General features: G+C 65.4%; 20 protein-coding genes and 1 pseudogene. 14 read left to right on the plus strand and 7 right to left on the minus strand.

The genetic code is table 11. The features are described 5' to 3' along the window. The first annotated feature begins 27 nt into the window (after positions 1-27). The 3 genes from WKW82_RS30380 to WKW82_RS30390 all read left to right on the plus strand — a co-directional run bounded on the left by WKW82_RS30380 (position 28) and on the right by WKW82_RS30390 (position 1,307). Positions 28-681 carry a glutathione S-transferase family protein gene (locus tag WKW82_RS30380; RefSeq protein WP_340346476.1) on the plus strand — a complete coding sequence of 218 codons (654 nt, stop codon included), beginning with the start codon at positions 28-30 and terminating at the stop codon, positions 679-681. Between the two features lie 73 nt (positions 682-754). After that, the gene (locus tag WKW82_RS30385) at positions 755-1,024 is read left to right on the plus strand and encodes a BrnT family toxin (protein WP_340346508.1); all 270 of its coding nucleotides are present in this window, start codon (positions 755-757) and stop codon (positions 1,022-1,024) included. A gap of 16 nt (positions 1,025-1,040) precedes the next feature. Further along, positions 1,041-1,307, plus strand: coding sequence for a BrnA antitoxin family protein (locus WKW82_RS30390; RefSeq protein WP_340346509.1), 267 nt, complete (start codon positions 1,041-1,043; stop codon positions 1,305-1,307). A 169-nt stretch (positions 1,308-1,476) separates the two neighbouring features. Here the strand turns inward: WKW82_RS30390 and WKW82_RS30395 are convergent, their stop codons facing one another. From WKW82_RS30395 to WKW82_RS30405, 3 genes are all read right to left on the minus strand, one after another. Next, positions 1,477-1,746: a type II toxin-antitoxin system Phd/YefM family antitoxin gene (locus WKW82_RS30395; RefSeq protein WP_340346477.1), complete on the minus strand. Its 270-nt coding sequence runs from the start codon at positions 1,744-1,746 to the stop codon at positions 1,477-1,479. A 54-nt stretch (positions 1,747-1,800) separates the two neighbouring features. After that, positions 1,801-2,448 carry an ATPase gene (locus WKW82_RS30400; RefSeq protein WP_340346479.1) on the minus strand — a complete coding sequence of 216 codons (648 nt, stop codon included), beginning with the start codon at positions 2,446-2,448 and terminating at the stop codon, positions 1,801-1,803. Positions 2,449-2,514: 66 nt separating this feature from the next. Then, complete coding sequence (locus WKW82_RS30405; protein WP_340346480.1) at positions 2,515-2,865, minus strand: hypothetical protein; 351 nt, start codon at positions 2,863-2,865, stop codon at positions 2,515-2,517. A gap of 227 nt (positions 2,866-3,092) precedes the next feature. Here WKW82_RS30405 and WKW82_RS30410 point away from each other — a divergent pair, with 227 nt between their 5' ends. The 3 genes from WKW82_RS30410 (at position 3,093) to WKW82_RS30420 (ending at position 6,068) form a co-directional block, all read left to right on the plus strand. Beyond that, a complete protein-coding gene (locus tag WKW82_RS30410; protein ID WP_340346482.1) occupies positions 3,093-4,262 on the plus strand; it encodes a DUF3182 family protein in 1,170 nt (389 codons plus the stop codon). Continuing rightward, positions 4,246-5,022 (plus strand): alpha/beta hydrolase family protein, encoded by a 777-nt coding sequence (locus tag WKW82_RS30415; RefSeq protein WP_340346483.1) that lies wholly within the window; start codon positions 4,246-4,248, stop codon positions 5,020-5,022. Before WKW82_RS30410 ends, WKW82_RS30415 begins: the two co-directional genes overlap by 17 nt. A gap of 188 nt (positions 5,023-5,210) precedes the next feature. Next, complete coding sequence (locus tag WKW82_RS30420) at positions 5,211-6,068, plus strand: lysozyme inhibitor LprI family protein (protein WP_340346485.1); 858 nt, start codon at positions 5,211-5,213, stop codon at positions 6,066-6,068. A gap of 235 nt (positions 6,069-6,303) precedes the next feature. On the opposite strand, the gene WKW82_RS30425 is transcribed toward WKW82_RS30420, so the two are convergent. Beyond that, complete coding sequence (locus WKW82_RS30425; RefSeq protein ID WP_340346486.1) at positions 6,304-7,362, minus strand: helix-turn-helix domain-containing protein; 1,059 nt, start codon at positions 7,360-7,362, stop codon at positions 6,304-6,306. 194 nt (positions 7,363-7,556) lie between these two features. Here WKW82_RS30425 and WKW82_RS30430 point away from each other — a divergent pair, with 194 nt between their 5' ends. Then, on the plus strand, positions 7,557-8,243 hold the full coding sequence (locus tag WKW82_RS30430; RefSeq protein ID WP_340346487.1) for a GntR family transcriptional regulator: 687 nt from the start codon (positions 7,557-7,559) through the stop codon (positions 8,241-8,243). A 7-nt stretch (positions 8,244-8,250) separates the two neighbouring features. Here WKW82_RS30430 and WKW82_RS30435 read toward each other — a convergent pair. The 3 genes and pseudogenes from WKW82_RS30435 to WKW82_RS30445 form a co-directional block, all read right to left on the minus strand. After that, a pseudogene (locus WKW82_RS30435) lies at positions 8,251-9,531 on the minus strand (cytochrome P450); the annotation flags it as partial. After that, positions 9,528-9,815 (minus strand): hypothetical protein, encoded by a 288-nt coding sequence (locus tag WKW82_RS30440; protein ID WP_340346488.1) that lies wholly within the window; start codon positions 9,813-9,815, stop codon positions 9,528-9,530. The gene WKW82_RS30440 and the pseudogene WKW82_RS30435, both read right to left, overlap by 4 nt. Positions 9,816-9,871: 56 nt before the next feature. Further along, entirely contained in the window at positions 9,872-10,561 is a 690-nt protein-coding gene (locus tag WKW82_RS30445; RefSeq protein ID WP_340346489.1) for a hypothetical protein, read from the minus strand. 367 nt (positions 10,562-10,928) lie between these two features. Between WKW82_RS30445 and WKW82_RS30450 the strand changes: the two genes are divergently transcribed. The 7 genes from WKW82_RS30450 to WKW82_RS30480 all read left to right on the plus strand — a co-directional run bounded on the left by WKW82_RS30450 (position 10,929) and on the right by WKW82_RS30480 (position 17,836). After that, entirely contained in the window at positions 10,929-12,428 is a 1,500-nt protein-coding gene (locus tag WKW82_RS30450; protein WP_340346490.1) for an ATPase domain-containing protein, read from the plus strand. Positions 12,429-12,432: 4 nt separating this feature from the next. Continuing rightward, complete coding sequence (locus tag WKW82_RS30455; protein ID WP_340346491.1) at positions 12,433-14,121, plus strand: response regulator; 1,689 nt, start codon at positions 12,433-12,435, stop codon at positions 14,119-14,121. Next, positions 14,118-15,077: a diacylglycerol/lipid kinase family protein gene (locus WKW82_RS30460; RefSeq protein ID WP_340346493.1), complete on the plus strand. Its 960-nt coding sequence runs from the start codon at positions 14,118-14,120 to the stop codon at positions 15,075-15,077. The genes WKW82_RS30455 and WKW82_RS30460 overlap by 4 nt, the downstream gene beginning before the upstream one ends. Further along, the gene (locus WKW82_RS30465) at positions 15,074-15,904 is read left to right on the plus strand and encodes a metallophosphoesterase family protein (RefSeq protein ID WP_340346495.1); all 831 of its coding nucleotides are present in this window, start codon (positions 15,074-15,076) and stop codon (positions 15,902-15,904) included. Before WKW82_RS30460 ends, WKW82_RS30465 begins: the two co-directional genes overlap by 4 nt. Then, complete coding sequence (locus WKW82_RS30470) at positions 15,894-16,736, plus strand: phosphatase PAP2 family protein (RefSeq protein WP_340346496.1); 843 nt, start codon at positions 15,894-15,896, stop codon at positions 16,734-16,736. Before WKW82_RS30465 ends, WKW82_RS30470 begins: the two co-directional genes overlap by 11 nt. Before the next feature lie 52 nt (positions 16,737-16,788). Further along, entirely contained in the window at positions 16,789-17,154 is a 366-nt protein-coding gene (locus WKW82_RS30475) for a c-type cytochrome (RefSeq protein ID WP_340346510.1), read from the plus strand. 97 nt (positions 17,155-17,251) lie between these two features. Next, positions 17,252-17,836, plus strand: a complete 585-nt coding sequence (locus tag WKW82_RS30480) for a lipocalin family protein (protein WP_340346497.1) — start codon at positions 17,252-17,254, stop codon at positions 17,834-17,836. Positions 17,837-17,948 lie beyond the last annotated feature (112 nt).

The raw sequence follows: 17,948 nt of genomic DNA on the forward strand, positions 1-17,948 counted from the left end.
TCCGCCGCGCCATCACCCGGAGGTTCAATGATCCCCACCATCACGGCCTTCGAGCGCTCACCCGACCACGGCCAGGGCCAGGCGCGCGACATGCGCGTTCGCTGGGCACTCGAAGAGGTGGGCCAGCCCTACGACGTCCGCCTCGTTTCGTTCAAGGAGATGAAGCAACCTGCGCACCGCGCGCTGCATCCCTTCGGGCAGATCCCGACCTATGAAGAAGGCGATCTCGCACTGTTCGAATCCGGATCGATCGTGCTCCACATCGCGCAGCATCATGCCGGTTTGCTGCCCGACGAAGCGAACGCCCGCGCCCGCGCCATCACCTGGATGTTCGCCGCGCTCAGCACCGTGGAGCCGCCGATCGTCGACCTGGGCGTCGCCTTGCTCCTGGAGCGCGACCAACCCTGGTACACGCAGCGCCTGCCCATCGTCAAGGACCGCATTCGCGTGCGGCTGGGCGAACTGTCCGATCGCCTTGGCGAAGCGGACTGGCTCGATGGTGCGTTCAGCGCCGGCGACCTGATGATGGTGACGGTGCTGCGCCGGTTGAACACATCGGGCTTGCTGAACGAATATCCAAGCCTCTCAGCCTACGTCGCACGGGGCGAAGCGCGACCAGCGTTCCGGCGCGCCTTCGATGCCCAGTTGGCGGTTTTCACCGGCGCATCGGACGGCAGATGAGGGATGGCTCAGCGCCAGCGACCAGGCAAGTAGGCAGCGGAGCACTGATTATTTTCTGTAGCTACAATAAAAAATTCGGTTTGAATTCGACCCAGCCAAGGATGCGTCCAACCAGGAGAAGCACGGTCTGTCACTTGCACTGGCATCCGTGCTTGATTGGGACCAAGCCATGGTCTGGGTGGATGAGCGGTTCGAAGACGGGGAACTGCGCATGATCGCGCTCGCACCCGATACCGGAATCCTGTACTACGTGGCGTTTGTGGATCGCGATGACATTCGAAGAATCATCAGTTTGCGCAAAGCCAATCGACGCGAGGTGAAGCACTATGTCCAAGGTTTTTAAGCGGCCAGCGGTTGTGATGCCAACCGTGGCGGAAGACAAGGCCATCACGGCCGCGGCCAAGGCAGATCCTGATGCACAGCCTCTGACGCCAAAGCAATTGCAGGCCATGGTTCCGCTCAAGGCACTGCGCGGGCGACCCAAGTCAGAGAACAAGAAACTGCTCGTGTCCGTGCGCTACAGCCCGGAGGTTGTCGCGTACTTCAAGTCGACGGGTGAGGGATGGCAGTCGCGGATGGACGGCGTTTTGCAGCGATACGTGTCGCGTCATTCGCGTCGAGCGTGAGGCCTCAAACGCAGGCCCAAGAAGTGATCTCGCCTTGATCACTTCAGTCTGCATTTGTTGGAGCGCATCGGCGCACGGGCGGCGTCCTGAGGCTGCACGAAGCTGAGTACGGCTTGCAGGCATGCGAGAAAGTTGGGAACTGCCCGAACCCTTGCGTTGACGGGGATGCTCACGGCGCAAATGCGACGCCGAGTGCCTTGTCCAATTCCTCGTCGGACGAGAAATGGCCAGCCAGGGCCTGCCGCAGGCCGGTGATGGCATCGTCAGCCAGCACGCGCCTGGCGTGCTCCGACTCGGGTGCCTGGTAGTGGTTCAGCCGGCGTGCAGCGACCAAGGCCAAGTGGCTCTCCGAGCTGTTGCCCGCCAGGTCTTCGGCCAGCTCGCTGAGCCGCACCCACGCTTCGCCGATAGGAACGATGTCCGATGCTTTCAATGTCATTTTTCGCAGATGCCTTCAAGGTTTGCGTTGACGACAGCGAAGTGGCCAGTGCGCTCAATGCGCCGGACCCTTCACCGCATTCACCTCAAACGCCACCACCAGGATCGCCTTGGCCCACTGCGGCACCTGCTTCAACGCCACATGCGTCACGATGCGCCCCGCCTCCATGTGCAGCAGCAGCACGGGCTTCGGCGCCTTGCCGGCTTTCGGGTCACCTTCCGCGCTGTTGTCGTAGACACGCAGGCTGGCCAGGTACGGCATCAACTTGACCAGGTTGGCGCGGCTGCTGACGTAGCGTTCGCGGATCTTGTGCTCGGGGATGGCGTGGCCGCCGGCCGTGACGCGATCCTTCACGCGCTGGATGTGCCGCTCCGGCGACGACAGGCCGGCATACCAGACATGGACCTGCGCCCCGGCCCTGGCGCCGGCCAGCAGCATGTCCGGAATGGTGTTGGCGCCGAGCGTGGTTTCGAAGGCGTAGTTGCCGCCCTCCTTCAGCGCACGCTCCAGGCCCTTGCGGCCGTATTCCCAGGCGTGGCCATTGGCGGCTTCAAGGGACAGGTTGGGGTTGGCGTCCTGCAGCGTGCGTGCCGCCAGGTCGGGATTGAAATACGGAATGTTGCGGGCCTGCAATGCGGCGCCGCCGATGCTGCTCTTACCGGCGCCGTTCACGCCGGCCAGCACGTAGATGTTCGCCGGCACTCGGCCTCCTTGCCTGTCGCTGATCACGACAGATTTTTTTCTTCAACGATCGTCTGATGCGGGACGCTACCGCGCCGCGCGAACCGCGGCCTTGCCCAGTTCCGCCGGCGTCATCGCAAACGCGTCGGCCATGCCCTGCGCCGCCTCGGCGCCCTGCATGCGGGCAAACATGTCGTCGAACTTCTGCGTGAGCGCATCGAGATTGGGTTCGGCGGCCTGTTCGAGCTTGAGGTAGCGGTCGACCGACATCAGCACCATGGTGGGCTGGTCGTGCCGTGTGATGACGACGGCGCCTTCGGCCATCACCGTGCTGGTGACCTTCTGCATGCCGCCCGCCAAGTGGGTGGCGGTAAAGGTCGGCATGTTGCGCGCGAGGCGGTCCAGCGCTTCAGGACGGGTGCTCAGTGCTTGGGCCAAGGTGTACTCCGGAGAGGATCGAAGCCAGTATTTTAGACCTTTTCCGGATTTTGGGGATTTTCCGGGATGCCGCAGCATTCAGTTGTAGGCCAGTGTAGGCATGCACCGGCGCAAACGCAGGCCCGCCGCCGATGCACCTGCGCCGCGCGGCCACCCAATATCGCCCGCATGCCCCGGCAACTCGGTGTGCGACGCCGGCCCACAACCCTTGAATCGTGAGCCCCACCATGCATGCCCTCTTCTCCCTGCAGAGTCCTCCCGATGTCCGTGCCAGCGCCCTCCCCGCGGGATGCGTGGTGGCCCTGACCGCCGACCATCGCCACTTCGACAGCGACCACGAACACGCCACGCGCGCCGAAGCCGCGCGCCGCCTCGCCATGCTGAAGGGCGTAGGCTTCCGTGGCGAATTCAAGCGCACGCATCCCATCGAGGCGCCCACCTATTTCGTGCCCAGTGACACGCTCACCGCCGACGCAGCAGAAGCGCTCGGCATCACCGAGGAGCACGACCTGTTCGGCGGCGTGGTGCCGCATGCCTTCGTGGGGACCAAGGTCATCACCCATCCGCTGGTCTACCAATCGGCCACGAAGCCACGGGGCTGGAACCCCGAGTTCGCCGAGCGCGTCGCAGGCAGCGTGCTGCGCGGCTACAGCGCGTTCTCGCGCGACGAGGCGCTGATCGCCGGCAAGCGGCTGCTGGACCACGGCGACGCGCGCGTCAAGCCGGCCTGCGCCACCGGTGGCCGCGGGCAGACGGTGGTGCGCAATGTCGCCGCGCTCGAACACTGCATCGGCCAGATGCCCGAGGAAGAACTGCGCGCGCACGGCGTGGTCATCGAGGAAAACCTCGGTGAGCCGGTCGTCACGCTGAGCGTCGGCCAGGTCATGGTCGGCGGGTTGCGCGCGAGCTACCACGGCGTACAGCGCATGACGCGCAACAACCACGGCCACATGGTCTACGGCGGCAGCGACCTGACGCTGGTGCGGGGCGGCTTCGACGCGCTGCTGGCGCTCGACCTTGCGCCCAACGTGCGGCTGGGCATCGAGCAGTCGCGTGACTATCACCAGGCCGCCGAGGAATGCTTCGCCGGCTTCTATGCCTCGCGCATCAACTACGACGTGGCCCAGGGACTGTCACCGGACGGCAAGCAGCGCTCCGGCGTGCTGGAGCAGTCATGGCGCATGGGCGGGGCCACCGGCGCCGAGATTGCCGGGCTGGAACGCTTCCGCGACCGGCCCGATTGCCAGCAGGTCTGGGCCTCCTGCTTCGAGGTCCATGGCACCCAGGAGACGCCGCCTGGCGCAACGGTGTACTTTCGGGGGAACGACAAGGTGGCTGGCGAACTCGTCAAGTACACGGTCGTGAGTGAAATGAGGACGGATGCCCACGCGTCATAGCGCCATCGATATCGCGGTTGCCGGCCATCACATCGCGGGCACGCTGGTCGCGCCCTCGGCGGCGATTCCTGGCGTGTTGCTCGTGCATGGCTGGGACGGCAGCCAGGCGCAGTACCTGGCCCGCGCGCACGAGATCGCCGCGCTGGGCTGCATCTGCCTGACCATCGACCTGCGCGGCCATGCGCGGCACCACGACCTGCGCGAGGCGGTCACGCGCGAGGACAACCTGCAGGACGTGCTGGCCGGCTACGACACGCTGGTCGGCCACCCCGCCGTGGACCCGCAATCGATCGCCATCGTCGGCAGCAGCTATGGCGGCTACCTGGCCGCGCTGGTGAGTGCGCTGCGGCCGGTGCGCTGGTTGGCGCTGCGCGCACCGGCCCTCTACCGCGACGAGCAATGGGACACGCCCAAGGGCAAGCTCGGCCGGGAGGATTTGATGATCTATCGGCACTCCGCCATCGCGCCTGCGGACAACCGTGCGCTCACGGCCTGCACGTCGTTCAGGGGCGATGTGCTGATTGTCGAATCAGAAACCGACAAGACGGTGCCGCATCCGGTCATCGAGAACTACCTGGGCGCCTTCAAGCGCGTGCGCTCCGTCACCTACCGGGTCATTTCCGGCGCCGACCATGCGCTGTCTTCGGAAGCCTCTCGGCAGGCGTACGGGATGCTGTTGGTGAGCTGGATGACGGAGATGGTGCTGGGCGCGAAGGCGGCGACCGGGCTGCTGCGACCGGCGCCGCACAGCCCGGCTTGAACGGGCCTCTTTATGGGGGCGCTGGGTGCTTCTCGGTCGTCCGATTTGCCTCGCATGCCAGGGAAGTTCGGCGCCTGGCCCAAGGCACAGGAAGTCATCGGTCACAGTACCTCTAATAATCGTCTCCTGTTGGAAGCCCCTTGCTCTGGACGGGCGGTACTTGCAAAGGGGGATGGAATGAAAGTTACTTGGTTTTGGCGCTGGCAGCATGTACATCGTTGGCGGTTGAGGCGGCAAGTTTTGATTGCGCGAAGGCAAGCAGTCGAATTGACAACGCGATATGCGCGTCAACGAAGGTATCTGCACTGGATGAGCGTTTGTCCGAAGTCTATGCAGCCGCCCTGCGAGTGCGGCCTGATCCCGATGAACTTCGAACAGCGCAGCGCGAGTGGTTGCGAGACACCAGAAACAAGTGCCAAGAAGACGCATGCCTTGTCGCCGTGTATGAGCGGCGCATCGAAGCTTTGCGATCACTTGCAGCGCCCGGCCAAAACGAGACGCAGGCCGGAAAGTCGAACAATCTCGATGAGGGAAATCAGGGACCCGGGAAGCAACAAGACCCGTCTTCTGTTCCTCCCACTGCACTCGCTCCAAAAGTCGCCCTTCCGGCGAGCGCTCCGTCGCCGGGACCTTCGCCAATGATCAACAAGCATCCCCAATGGGATACAAGGTTCATTGCTATCGACAGCGGGTATCCGATCGTCGTGGCCAAGATTGCCGATTCAGAGTCGACTTGGGTCACCAACGTCGCGGTTCGGTGCGCTTGGCGAGGCAAGCAGGTTGAAGCAATCAATCGGCGCGAAATCTACAGCCCCGGGCAGCGGGTAGGCATCGAGGGAGACCGCAATTGGAGCGACGGATCGCCGATTGACTCGAAGCTCGTGCACGTGGATTCGCAGGTTGCTGAAGAAGCGTCCAGAGCCAGCACGGACCCGGATGTGCCGTCTTGTATGGTCACCGGCTTCGATCGCGTAAACAAGGATCAGGTCGCACAGGCCATGGCCGCCAGTAAAGGGCGTCGTGGATCTCAGCAAGGACTATGCTGATCCAGTTGCGGTGCTGAGCGCTGCCCTACGACAAATTCCCAACAGCGTCGGCTGCGAAAGCTCCAGGAATTACGTTCGCGAGAACCTGAACTACGTGCGCCAGGTTGCGCTCCATTCACCGAACTCCATTCCACTCGTTCGAGAGCAGGCTTACCACGCGATCCAAGGCGCCAAAGTCAATTCGTGTCTTCCGGCCGATTTTGCGAAAGCTCGTTAGTCGCGCCCTGATTGGCGCTCATGCAGTGACCGGCGGCGAAGTCAACCAGCGTCCGAAAGTAGACGCGAGCGCCAACGAGCCCAGTACACGCGGCCCTCCGCCCGCCACGCAAGCCTGCCCGGTGCGCGTCTCGCGCGGGCTGTAGCCGAACTTGGCGCGAAACGCGCGGCTGAAGTGCGTGGCGCTCTTGAAGCCGTTATCGGCGGCGATGCGGCCGAGGTAGCTGCGCTTCGTCGGAGACGCCAGCAACGCGTGGATGCGCAGCAGCCTCCTGTCCTGCAGGTAGTTGAGCACCCCACCCTCCGCCTCGAACAGCCGATACAGCGTGGAGCGCGAGATGCGGAAGTGCGCGCAGATGCTGTCCGCGCCGAGTTCCTCTTCCGACAGGTGATCTTCCATGTACTGGCGGATCTGGCGCAACAACGTGCCCTCCACCGACGGCCGCGCCATGCCCAGCATGTCGATCGTCGGCGCGAGGCTGGCGGCCAGCAGTTGCAGCGTCGCGGTCATGGCATCCGGCGCCTCCTTGCGCGTGATGCGCGGCAGCAACGTGGAAAGCGATTGCAGGTGGCTGGCCAGGATGGTGCTGCAGGCGCCGGTCGGCACCACGCCGTGCAGGTCGAGTTGCCGCGGCATCAGCGCATCCAGCGATGCGCGCGGAATGAAGACCGTCAGGATGTCGCCCGTGCAGAACACCGCGCGTGGCTGCGAGAAATCGCTCACCAGCAGTTGCCCGGGCTCGACGACGATGCGACGGCCGTTGGCATCGAAGTGCATCGCGTGCTGCGACTGGTTGAGGTGCAGCACGTAGTGGTCGAGCTTGTCGCGCGCGATGCTGCTCGCGCTGCGCGTGAGGGTCTGCGGGTCGTAGTGGCCGCGCACGACCATCACGCCACCGAGGTTCCAGCCGGTGGTGTGGGTGGTCCATTCTTGCGGCATGTCGTCGTCGGCCACGCTGACATCGAGTGCCGGCCCCACGCAATCGCGCCACCGTGCGAGTTGCTCCTGCAAGGGGCCTTGGCCCGGCTTGAAGCTTTCCGCGGGAAGCAACAGTTCGTCATCGCACAAGAGGTTCATGTCGGGCTCCGGTCGATTCAGGTCCGCAGGACTCGCCGCTGCGGGGCGCATTGACTGAGGAGGCATCTGCCTCGCGATATATCCACCGGATCAGCGGATAGTGTCGACACTTTATGAATCTACAGCCGGTTTGTCGACGTTTATTTGCAATTCCTCACTACACTGTCGACATTGAATATCAAAACTAATTCACGATGAACCAGGCTCAGGCGACCGACGACATCACCGTCGACACCATCGTCGAGACGGTGCGCAACAGCATCATCCGGGGCGAGTTGGCGCCGGGCGCGATCATCAATTCGGTGGACATCGCCAACCAGTTCGGCACCAGCCGGACGCCCGTGCGCGAGGCCCTGCTGATCCTCAACCAGCACGGCCTGATCACGCTCACCGCGCGCCGGCGGCCGCAAGTCGTGCCGGTGTCGGCCCAGGCGATCCGCGACCTGTACGCCTTCCGGGCCGCGGTGCACGGCCTGATGTCGGATGCCATCGTCGCCACCGCATCCGACGAGGCGCTGCGCTCCCTGCACGCGCATGCACTGGTGCTGGCCGAGGCCGAGGCCCAGGGCGGCGAGCCTTTCATGCGACACATCGAGTCCTACCTGGAAGAGGAAATGAGCCTGTGCGGCAACGCGCTGGTGATCAGCGTGCTGGAGTCACTCAAGTGGAAGATGGCCTGGTTCCGCCGCATCGGCCTGATGAGCGACGAGCAGATGGAGTCGCTCTCGGGCGACCGGGTGCGCGTCGTGAATGCCTATATGGACCGCGACGCCCCGCTCGCCAACGCGCTCAATCGCTCGATGTTGCGCAAGGCCGGGGACTTTTGCGAGAAGAACTTCCTGGCGATGCAGCGTGCTGATCCCCTCCCCTCGGGAAAGTGACGCGCGCGTCCCATTCCACCCACAGGTGCTCCGGCCCGCGGAACGACGTGTTGGGCAGGTAGCTGAAGCGCTGGTTGGCGAGCCGCATGAGCGGGATGCGGCGGGTGAATTCCTCCAGCATCACGCGCATTTCCAGCCGTGCGAGGTGGTTGCCGAGGCAGTGGTGCGCGCCGAAGCCGAAGGTCAGGTGCTGCGCTGCGTCGGCGCGGTGGATGTCGAAGCGGTCGGGCTCGTCGAAATGCGCCGCGTCATGGTTGGCGGATGAATTCACGATGAGCAGCCGCGCGCCCTTCGGGATGTCGATGCCTTCGATGCACACATCGCGCGTGGTGATACGCCGCCAAGCTGCGATGGAGCCGTTGTGGCGCAGGCACTCCTGGATCGCGTTCGGGATCAGGCTCGGGTCGCGGCAGAGTTCGAGCCATGCATCGGGGTGCTGCAGCAGCAGCTTGATCGCCAGCGCGCTGGCATTGGTGGTGCTCTCGTGCGCCGCGACGATGCCGGCCATCAGGATGGTGTGCAGGTAGCTGTCGGTCACCACCTCCGGCTGCAGCGCCTGCTGGCGGATGGCATAGGGCATCCAGCCCGGGCCGCTCGGGTGGCGTCGCAGCTTGGCCAGCACCTCGCCGGCGTACTTCCAGAAGTTGCCGACGGCATGCGCGACTGTGACCTGTTGCTCAGGCCGCGGCCGGCCCCAGGTGTTGACGGTGTGCGCGATCGAGTACTTGCGCAGCATCGGCATGTCTTCCTCGGGGATGCCGAGGAAGTGCAGCGCCACCGTCAAGGGCAGTTCCCACAGCATCTGCTCGACCAGGTCGGCTCGGCCGTCGGCGATGAAGCGGTCGATGTAGTCGTTGGTGAGTCCGCGGATGAGCGGCTCGAACTTGATCACTGCCTCCGGCGCGAACGGCGCCATCAGTGCGCGGCGCCGCGCGGCGTGCATGGGCTCGTCCTCGTTGACCAACGTGCGGCCCGGCGCATAGCCGTAAGAGGCCAGCACGGCGTTCGCTTGCTCGCCAGTGGGCGTGATCTTCTCCAGCGCGATGGCGGGGCTGTAGCTTGCGTTGTCGCGGAAGATGGCCCGCACGCTGTCGTAGCGCGTGACCACCCAGTAGTCGAGCAGCGGGCTGTAGAAAACCGGTTCTTCCTCGCGCGACCAGCGCAGGTAGTCCGGTGGGTTCTGTTGGTAGCCGTCGCCGAAGGGGTCGAACTCGGCTGCGCGGCGGCTGAAGGGGCAGCCCTTGGGGATGTCGTTCGTCATGTCCTTATCTCCTGCATTGAAAGTCATTGGTCCAACTCGGCAACGCCGAGCTGCCCGGCCCAAGCGGCCTGCACGGTCGGATTGCCCCACAGGGGGATGTCGACCGCCTCGGTCAGTGAAAGCTCGGGCGCGAAGTCACGCGCCGCCTGCGCGCAAGGGACCGGCTGCGCATCGCCGGGCAGGACCGATCCGGTGTGCAGCAGCGGCGGATCGACGTGCAGCGGGTCGCCTGCATAGGCCGGGTGCAGCATCACGCCGAGGTCCATGGCACCGGCCGGCCCGCCGAAGGCGACGCCGAAGAGCACGGTCATGATCGCCATGAGCCTGCCGAGCAAGACGCGCCTCGCCGCTCGAGCGCTGCTTGCGTTCAATACCCCCACCACGGGCGGCAATGCAGGCCGCCGTACGGGCCGCGCCAGCAGCGACCGGCGGCGTACGGGCCGGGCACGGGCACCGGCACGACAGCGGGCCCGCCGATGTACACGCCGCCTCGCCAGCCACCGCGAAAGCCGCCATGCCAGCCGGGGCCATACCACCAGTCGATGAACAGGCTGATCTGCTTGCCGGCAGCCGGCAGGGTTCCTTGCAGCGGCTTGATGTCGTACGTCAGCGTGTCGCCGCTGAAGCGCGGGTTCAGCAACTCGACCACCGTGAGGTCGGTCTTGTCGTCGATCGAGGTGGAGATGGTCGCGTTGGGCGGGTCCTTCTGGAAGTCGTCCTTGCCCTGGTTCCAGAACTCGGCGAACTTGGAGGTGAGCACGTCGCCGGTCATGCGTTCGGGGCGATCGGAGAACATCAGCGTCTGCGGCGCGACACCCTTGATGGTGAGCGTCTTGCCGTCGGAGGTGAAGGAGGTGCCGGTCTGGACGAACAGCCAGTTGGCCGCTGGCATCGGCACGACGTTGCTTGGCGTTGCATCGGCCGGGGCCGTTTCCGGGGTGGCTTGTGGCTGGGCCATGGCGGTGCCGCCGACGAGCAGTGCGGCTGCGGCCACGCCCAACAAGATGCGCAGCGGGCGCGCGGTGAATGAGCCCGCAATCGGGGCAAGCTTGAACATGCTGGAATCCTTGCAAATTGAACGTGAAGGACCGGTCTGCCACACAGTGGATTGCCGCGATCACCGGCCTTCGATCGCGATGAAGTGATTGTTCGATCCGGGGTCCATCGCATGTTGGCGATGTGTCCCACTTGTTGACGGTGCATCCCGCTCGCGCGGCGCATCCATGACCTTCGCGCCTGGCGGTCTGCAGTTGGCATTCGTCGAGTACGAATGGATGGCATGGGAGCCTTGGCGAAAGCCGACCGACATCCGCACAAGAGATGCGCCTACACGCAGGCGCGCGCGGCAAGGCGCGAAGAGGTGAGCGCGCGCTATTAGATTCAGCCACCCATTGCAAAAGTGACGCTAAACCGCTGTCGCCACCATGAGTCAACGCCCACCATCACAAGCGCCGATCCTGCAGCCCACCGGTGTCCCCGGCCTCGACGAGGTGCTGGCCGGAGGGTTGCCCGCGGGTCACCTCTATCTCGTCGAAGGAACCCCGGGCGCTGGCAAGACCACGCTGGGACTTCAGTTCCTCCTGCAAGGACGTGCGCTGGGCCAGAAGGGCCTGTACGTCACGTTGTCGGAAACCTCTGAAGAGTTGGCGCAAGGCGCGCTGTCGCACGGCTGGGACCTCCAGGGCGTCGAGATCTTCGATCTGGTGAACGACGACGGCCTGAGCGCCGAGGCTGAGCAAAGCATCCTCAACCCCTCCGACTTCGAGTTGGGCGAGACGATCCGTGGCGTCATGGCGCTGGTCGAGCGCGTGCGGCCCGAACGCGTGGTTTTCGACAGCCTGTCGGAGCTGCGATTGCTGTCCCAGAACCCGTTGCGGTATCGGCGCCAGATCCTTGCACTCAAGCGCTTCTTCCTGACGCAAGGGTGCACGGTGCTGATGCTCGATGACAAGTCAGCGGCCGCGGGCGACATGCACCTGCACAGCATTGCCCACGGCGTGATCCACCTCGAGCAGCACACCGGCACCTACGGCCCTGACAAGCGGCGCCTGCGCGTGGTGAAGCTGCGTGGCGTGAGATTCCGTGAAGGCGAGCACGACTTCAAGCTGGACCGCGGCGGCCTCCAGGTCTTCACGCGCCTGGTGGCGAGCGAGCATGGACGCGCGCACACGAGCGATGCCGCCAGCACCGGCAATGCAGAACTCGATCTCCTGCTGGGCGGCGGCCTGACCCCGGGCACGAACCTGCTGTTCGCCGGGCCCGCGGGCGTGGGCAAGACGACCACCGCCGTGTGCTGCGCGCGTGCCACCATGGAGCGCGGCGGCAAGGCGGCATTCTTCCTGTTCGACGAAGGGATCAAGACGCTCATCGCGCGCTCGCGCGCCCTCGGACTCGACATCGAGAACCACATCTCGGCGGGCCAACTGTTCCTTCACGCCATCGACCCGGCAGCGATCTCCGCCGGCCATTTTGCGCACCATGTGCGCGATGCCGTGGAGCAGCACGGTGTCACCACGGTGGTGATCGATACGCTGAACGCCTACCTGGTCGCCATGCCTGGCAGCAACTTCCTCATGCTGCAGATGCACGAGCTCCTCACGTACCTCAACCTGCAGGGTGTGACGACGATCCTGGTGCTGTCCCAACACGGCCTGTCCAGCGACGTGCCCAACGACATCGACCTGAGCTACCTGAGCGATTCGATGCTGCAGTTCCGCTACTTCGAGGCCCGTGGACAGATCCTCAAGGCGGTGTCGGTGATCAAGAGCCGCACGAGCGCGCACGCATCGACGATCCATCAATTCCGCCTTGGCACGGGCGGCCTGGAAATCGGCAAGGCGCTCACGGACTTCGAGGGTGTCATGGCGGGCCTCCCCCGCTATCGTGGCGGGACGTCGCTGCTCGGCGACGCCGAACTGGCGTGACGGCGTGGAAAATCGAATCCTCGTCCTGGCGCCTTTCGGGCGCGACGCGCGGGTCATCACCGAAGTGCTTGCCGCGCGGCAGATCAACGTCCATGCCTGCGATGACGCCCATGCGCTGATCAGTGCCATCCAGCAGGAATCGGCTGCAACGATCGTCACCGAGGAGTCGCTCTCGGAGGGTCTGGTGGAAGCGCTGCGAGGCATGCTCTCGCGGCAGCCCCCCTGGTCCGACTACCCTTTTGTCGTTCTTGCGGCGCGGCAGACCGTGCGCCGCACGGATCGCGCGCGCTCCGCGCTGCAGGAGCTCAGCAACCTGGTGCTGATCGAGCGCCCGGTCAATCCCGACACGCTGGCGAGCGCGGCGCTCTCCGCACTGCGCGCCCGCCAACGCCAGTACCTGACGCGAAAGCACCTGGCCGAACTGCAGTCATCGAAGCTGAGCGTGGAGCAACTCAACGATCAGCTTGAAACCCGGATCGCAGAGCGCACCGCCGATCTGGCCAGCGCCAACGATCGGCTGATGCGCGAGATCCTCGAGCGCGAGCGCATCGAGAGCTCGCTGGTCCAGAACCAGAAGATGGAAGCGCTCGGGCGCCTGACCGGCGGCATCGCGCACGACTTCAACAACCTGCTGCACGCCGTCAACCTCAACCTCCAGTTGATCGAGCGATTGAAGGTCGACGAGGACCGTGTACGCGACTACGCGCGCCGCGCGAAGGATGCCGTGAATCGCGGCTCGCGCCTGACCGGGCAGCTGCTTTCGTTTGCACGCACGCAAAGCCTGGTGCCCAAGCTGCACGACGTGAACGAACTGATCCGCAACATGGCGGAACTGATCTCGATCTCGGTCGGTGCGCACGTGAAGTTGTCGCTGGCCTTGTCTCCCGAGCCGGCCTGGCTCATCGTCGACGCGGCGCAGATGGAAATGGCCCTCCTCAATCTCTCGGTCAACGCGCGCGACGCCATGCCCCACGGCGGCGTGCTGGACATGCACACGGTGATCGCGCCGGCCGACGTCGATGCCGGGCCCGGCGATCCCGCATACCCGCGAGGCTCGGTCAGCGTTGTCGTGCGCGATACCGGGACGGGGATCGCGGCGAACTTGCTGGGCAAGGTCTTCGACCCGTTCTTCACTACCAAGCAGCATGCCGGCACCGGGCTGGGTCTGAGCCAGGTCTACGGGTTCACGCGACAGTCGGGCGGGCACGCGGCGGTGGAAAGCGAGGTCGGCGCCGGAACCACGGTCAGGCTGCGCTTTCCGCTGGCGCCTGCGCCGCAGGATGCTGCAGCGGAGGCTGCCGCGGCGCAGGACGCGGTGGTCCCGGTCCAGGCGGAGATCCTCGTCGTGGAAGACGACCCCGGCGTGCGCCGAAGCATGGTCGAATGCCTCCAGGTGTTGGGCTACCGTGTCCGGCAGGCGGTCGATGGCGCTGCGGGTTTGATCGAACTCGAGAAGGCCCGGCCCGACCTGCTGCTGGTCGACTATTTGATGCCGCGCATGAATGGCGCCGAGGTGATCGCGAAAGCACGCAAGATGTACGACGAACTGCCGATTCTGCTGGCGACGGGCTATGCCGACATGAAAGCGGTCGAGCGCGTCATCGGCCCCCAGCTGGTGCTGGCCAAGCCCTTCGATCTCGACACGCTGGGCAAGGCAGTGTCGACTGAACTCAGGCGCAAGCGCCCAGCATGACACCACCCGACCTGTCTCCCGACCCGCCCCTGCTGATCGTGTTGAACGCCGGTTCCGGCAGCGGCGAGGCCGCGCACACCCGGGACATCATCGCAACGGGCTGCGCCGCCGTGCAGCGCGACTTCCACATCTACGAGGTCGATGGGCCGAACCGCCTGGAAGCATGCGCGCGCGAGGCGGTGGAACGCGCCCGCGAACTGCGGGGCGTGGTGGTGGCCGCCGGCGGCGACGGCACCATCAACGCGGTGGCGCAGGCGGCGCTGAGCAGTGGCTGCGCATTCGGCGTGTTGCCGCAGGGCACCTTCAACTACTTCAGCCGCACGCACGGCATTCCGCCCGACACGGCCGAGGCGCTGCAGGTCTTGCTGAGCGAGAACCCGCGCGCGGTGCAGGTGGGCATGGTCAACGAGAAGGTGTTCCTGGTCAACGCGAGCCTGGGCCTGTATGCCAAGCTGCTGGAAGACCGCGAGGCCTTCAAGGCGCAGTACGGCCGTCACCGCTGGGTGGCGTTCTGGTCCGGCATGGTGACCGTGCTGCGCGGCGTGAGGCCCTGGTACCTGCACATGTCCTGGCACGGCAAGCAGCGCGACATTCGCACGCAGACCCTGTTCGTCGCCAACAACGCGCTGCAAATGCATCAGGTCGGACTGGCCGAGGCCGATGCGCCGGAGCAGGGCCAGCTGGCCGCCATCGCGCTCAAGCCGCAGAGCGCCTTCGCCATGCTGGGCCTGCTGGCGCGCGGCGCGTGGGGTCGGCTGGGTGACGCCGACAGTGTGCAGAGCTTCTCGTTCGAATCCATGTCGGTGCGGCCGATGCGCGGCAACCGCCGCGTCAAGGTCGCGACCGATGGCGAGATCAACTGGCTCGACATGCCGCTGGAGTTCCGCGTCGCACCCGAGCCGCTGTGGCTGCTGCGCCCCGACGTGGCACCGGAGTTGGAGGCAACGCGGCAATGACGGTGCTGCTGCAGGTTTCCGATCCCCATTTCGGCACCGAGCAGGCGCCAGTGGTCCGGGCGCTGGAGCAATTCGCTCACGCGCAGCGCCCCGACCTCGTGGTGCTGTCGGGCGACATCACGCAGCGCGCCACCCGCGCGCAGTTCCAGGCGGCGCGCGCGTTCGTCGACAGGCTTGGCGCGCCGTCGCTGCTCGCGATTCCCGGCAACCACGACATCCCGTTGTTCGCACTCGCCACGCGGCTGCTGAACCCCTACGGACGCTATCGCGAAGCCTTCGGCCCGTTGATGGAACCCGTTTTCGAGTCACCCGATTGCCTGGTCGTCGGGGTCAACACGACGCGCTGGTACCGGCACGAGGATGGGGAGGTCTCGGCATCGCAGGTCGAGCAGGTCGCGCGGGCGCTTGCGCTCGCCACGGCGAATCAATTGCGCGTGGTGGTGGTCCACCAGCCGGTGGCGGTGACGCGGCCAGAGGATGCGTCGAACCGGCTGCACGGTCGCGACGCGGCCATCGCGCGCTGGTGCGCCGCCGGTGCCGACCTGGTGCTCGGCGGGCACATCCACCTGCCCTTCGTGCGGCCACTGCTGCTCGACTTTCCGGACTGCGGGCGATCGGCGTGGGCCGTTCAGGCAGGGACTGCGGTCTCGACGCGTGTACGCAGGGGCGCGCCGAATTCGGTCAACCTGATCCGCTGGGCCGGTGGCCTTCCGCGAAGCTGTGTGGTCGAGCGCTGGGATTGTGCGGGCGACATGGCGCGCTTCGAGTTGGTCGGCGCCGACACGTTGCCGCTGGGCGGGGTACCCTCGCCCGATCATGGCCGCTGAAACATCGCCGCTGGTGTCGTGGGCACAACTTGTGGGGCAGCATGCGCTGGCTCTTTTTCTCGCTGGACTGCTGCTCGCGGTCGGTGTGACCGGCCTGGCTTGCGTCCTGCTGCACCGGCGCCGTGCCGGGCGCGAGCAGCACGATGCCAGCGCGCGGAACGTCGCGCAACTGCTGGGGTCGTATGGCACGGGCTTCCTCCTGATCGTCGGCACGGCGAGCCTGTTCGCGTTGCTTGCCCTGCGCCTCGGTCCTGGCCGCACGATGGGTCTTGCCGACCAGGCGCTGGCCGATGCCATCGGCAGTCACACGCCTGCGGCAGCGATGGGTGCGTTCAGTCTGCTCACCCATCTTGGCGACCCGATCGCTCTCGCCCTCCTGGGTGCGGTGGTGGCCATCTGGCTCTGGCAGCGACGAGAGCGCCTGCTTGCGACCGGCTGGGTCATCGCGCTGGCCGGCAATGCCGTGTTGAACCCGCTTCTCAAGCAGGTCTTCGCACGGGCCCGGCCGTTGCACGATCTGCAATTCCCGCAGGTCGAGGGCTACAGCTTCCCCAGCGGCCACACCTCGGGTGCGTTGGTCGCGTACGGGATGCTCTTGTATGTCGCGACCCGGATGCTGCCGCCGCGATGGCACGCAATCGCGGCGATGGCAGCGGTGGCCATGATCCTCACCATCGCCTGCAGCCGCGTGTTCCTTCGCGTCCATTTCGCGAGTGACGTGGCGGCGGGAATCCTGTCGGGGCTGTCCTGGCTGGGTGTGTGCGTGGCGAGCCTGCAATTTGTCCGGCACAGGCATGTGACCCGTCATGCGGAGCTAGACGATGACCAGTAGCCTGGCCACTGGGGGGCAAGCATTGAGGCGTGTCGTTTTCCTTGCTGCATCGATGTTCGCTGCGTCGGCGGGGTATGCACAGACGGCCTTCGGGGACGCCGCTGCAGGCAAGGCTGCTTTCGCTGCGTGCGCCTCTTGCCACCAGGTCGGCGCCTCTGCGCGAAATGCGTTCGGTCCCCAACTCAATGGCCTGATGGGTCGACGAGCAGGCGCTGTCGCAGACTACAACTACTCGGTTGGCATGCGCCAATCGCAAGTCATCTGGTCCGAGCAAACTCTCACGGCCTTCATCAAGCGCCCGGACCAGGTCGTGCCTGGCAACAAGATGCGATTCTCGGGATGGGGCTATGACGAGAAGAAGCTGGCAAACCTGTTTGCCTACCTGCGCACCTTCCCCCCGAACCCGGTAGCGAATTGAATCTTCGAGATCTCCGTTGGGGCCTCGGCAGCCGGATGGCTGACAGACTCGCACGTGGCATGGCCTTCAGAATCGGATATTTGCCAGGGAATCTGCCATGGTTGCTCGCCGTTCCAAGCCTCCCTACTTCGCCGTGCTTTCAGCTTTGCTGTCAGCGGCCCTGGTCAGCGGCTGCGCGTTCGGCGAGCGAGCGACCCGCCAGGCTACCCTGCCCGCTGTCGACCTGGCCAGTTACATGGGCGAATGGCAGCAGCTCGCGCACATCCCGAACTGGTTCCAGCGAAAGTGTGTCTCGCGCACGAGGGCGTCCTACCGCCTTCTTGCGTCTGGGCAGGTCGAAGTGCGCAACGAGTGCGAGACGAAGTCCGGGAATGATTCGGTCGTCGGCGTCGCGCGCCCCCGCACGGACGCTGTTGTCGAGTCCGGTCAACTTCGACCCGCTTCGCTGGAGGTCGCTTTTGCACCGGAATGGGTCCGTTGGGTGCCACTGGCCTGGGGCAACTACGACATCGTCTACCTGTCGCCGGATCGGCGTGTGGCCATCGTCACGGAGCCTTCGCGTCGCTACATGTGGGTGTTGTCGCGTACACGCACGATCGCGGAGGGCGAATGGAAGGCAGTGGAAAGTCGCTTGACGCAGTTGGGCTTCCAGCGGGACCAGTGGGTCAGGGATCTCGAATGAGCCTAAAAACGGCAGTTACCCCCGTCCGATAGTGCGGGAATCCAGCACTGGCGGGGAGTTAGGCTGATTTGGCAGACTCACCCGATGGGTGAAGCCAAACGCAAACGACAAC

The organism is Variovorax rhizosphaerae (assembly GCF_037889975.1).
Lineage (GTDB): Bacteria > Pseudomonadota > Gammaproteobacteria > Burkholderiales > Burkholderiaceae_C > Variovorax > Variovorax rhizosphaerae.